The 2,328-nt window shown below is 71.9% G+C and carries 1 protein-coding gene and 1 pseudogene; one reads left to right on the forward strand and one right to left on the reverse strand.

Annotation, left to right across the window (positions count from 1 at the left end; all coding sequences use genetic code 11):
• Nucleotides 1-862 (forward strand): aldo/keto reductase (locus ACTUAL_RS16850; RefSeq protein ID WP_440900932.1); only part of this gene is annotated, 862 nt, incomplete at its 5' end.
• 17 nt (nt 863-879) lie between these two features.
• On the opposite strand, the pseudogene ACTUAL_RS16855 reads toward ACTUAL_RS16850, so the two are convergent.
• A pseudogene (locus ACTUAL_RS16855) lies at nt 880-1,914 on the reverse strand (SagB/ThcOx family dehydrogenase); the annotation flags it as partial.
• Between the last annotated feature and the right edge of the window lie 414 nt (nt 1,915-2,328).

A 2,328-nucleotide genomic window follows, 5' to 3' on the forward strand; every position in this document is an offset into this window, starting at 1 on the left:
GCCGCTGGTCAGCCTGGGGTTCTGGCAGAACTTCGGGGAGGACAGGCCGCTGGAGGTGCAGCGCGCCATCGTCCGCCGGGCCTTCGACCTCGGCGTGACGCACATGGACCTCGCCAACAACTACGGACCGCCCTACGGCGCCGCCGAGGTGAACTTCGGGCACCTCATGAGGACCGACCTCGCTCCGTACCGCGACGAGCTGGTCATCTCCACCAAGGCCGGGTGGGACATGTGGCCCGGCCCCTACGGAGACCACGGCTCCCGCAAGTACCTGCGCGCCAGCCTCGACGCGTCGCTGCAGCGCATGGGCCTCGACTACGTCGACATCTACTACCACCACCGGCCCGACCCGGAGACGCCGCTGGAGGAGACCATGACGGCGCTCGCGGACGCCGTCCGCGCCGGCAAGGCCCTCTACGTGGGCATCTCCTCCTACGGGCCCAAGCGCACCGCGGAGGCCGCGCGCATCCTGCGCGAGCTGGGCACGCCGCTGCTCATCCACCAGCCCTCGTACTCGATGTTCAACCGGTGGATCGAGCCGGAGCTCCTCGACGTGCTGGAGCGCGAGGGCGTCGGGTGCATCCCGTTCACCACGCTGGCTCAGGGGCTGCTCACCGACAAGTACCTCAACGGTGTGCCGGAGGGGTCGCGCGCCTCGCGCGGCGGCTCGCTCGACAGGTCGGCGCTCACCGACGAGAACATCGCGCGCATCCGCGGTCTCAACGCCATCGCCGCCGACCGCGGGCAGACGCTGGCGCAGATGGCGCTGTCGTGGGTGCTCCGCGACCAGCGCATCACCACGGCGCTGATCGGCGCGAGCTCCGTGAAGCAGGTCGAGGACAACGTGGCCGCCGCCGCGTAGCCCGCGCCCAGCAGGTACACCGGGATGCTGCCGATGTTGTCCAGGCCGATCTTGCGCGCGAGCGCCTCGTCGTAGAACGCGCCCGTCTGCAGCGGGCCCAGGCCCAGCGCGGTCGCGGTCAGCGCGAACGTCTGGCCCAGGTGACCGGCGTTGAGCAGGCTCACCCGGTAGGAGCGCGGCAGCTCGTACTTGCTGCTCATCCGGTCGATCACGGACGCCAGCACCACGGTGAACGCGACCGAGCCCACCCACGGCTGGTCCGTGCCCAGGTGCGTCATCTCGTCCCTGGTGAGACCGGGCGAGACGAGCTCCAGCGAGTGCTCGCGCAGGTTGTAGTGGTAGAAGCCGGGGGACAGGCCCTCCACGGCCAGCACCCCCACGTACGCGTCGAGCTCCTGGCGCGAGCCGCCCGCCGGGCTGGTGCGGCGGAACAGGGCGCTGCGGCCGGAGTCGATGAAGTCGGTGGGGCCGAAGGTGGTCACCAGCAGCGCGGCCAGCACCGCCAGCGGCACCGGGTCCTCGGTGAAGTCGCGGACCGTGCGGCGGGCGTACAGCGCCCTGCCCAGCGGCACGTCCAGCTCGGCGGGCACGCGCGGCAGCAGCACCCGCTCGGCCTCCGGGTACTCGGTGAACACCCGGTGCTGCGGACCGGCCGCGTCCGCCGTGTCGTTCTTGGCCTGCTCCCTGGCCAGCTCGCGGTCGGCGGGCAGTCTCTGCGCGTCGATCTGCGTGCCGTAGTGGAAGAACGGCGCCTCGGGGGCCCACGTCTCCCAGGTGCGCGCGGCCAGCTCTTCCCGCTCGGCCTCGTCACCGTCCTCGACCAGCAGGGCGCCCGCCTCGCGCAGCGCCTCCACCGCCTCGGCCACGGTGTCGGGCGTGAGGTGGTCCAGCTCCTCGGCCGCCTTGGCCGCCTCAACCCACGAGTCGAACGCCGACAGCACCTCGGCGGCCACCGGGTGCAGCGCGGTCGGCGTGCCGCCCAGGTAGGGGTGCACGACGAACCGGTCCTCGTGCCAGTAGCAGGTCAGGCTGTGGGCGCGGCGCAGGCGCATGACACCTCCAGGGCCGGAAAAGGGGAGGGGCCGGGCCCGCTCGTGGCGGACCCGGCCCCTGGGCGTCACGGCTGGTCGCCGTTGTACCAGTAGTAGAAGTTCGGCTGGTTCGACCGCTCAAGGCGGATGACCGGCCTCGCCTTCATCGAGATCTTGCGCATGATCGTCACCTCCTCTGGAGTTCCGTCGTGCACTGGGTGGGTGCCCCCGGAAAACGGGAATCCACATCGGACCCGACGGTCCCCTCCATCCAGCGACGACTTCGTGCCCGCCCCAGGCACGTGCAACGCGTGCAGGGTCCTCCGATGGTGGCCACTCGGGCCCGCCGTCCCCGGAAACGCCGTCGTCGGACGGGTGCTCGAAGCGCGGGGCCCACGCGCGCGCCGGTGTGCGCGCGGGTGCCCCGCCCCCCCC

The sequence above is a fragment of the Actinosynnema sp. genome (genome assembly GCF_052038725.1).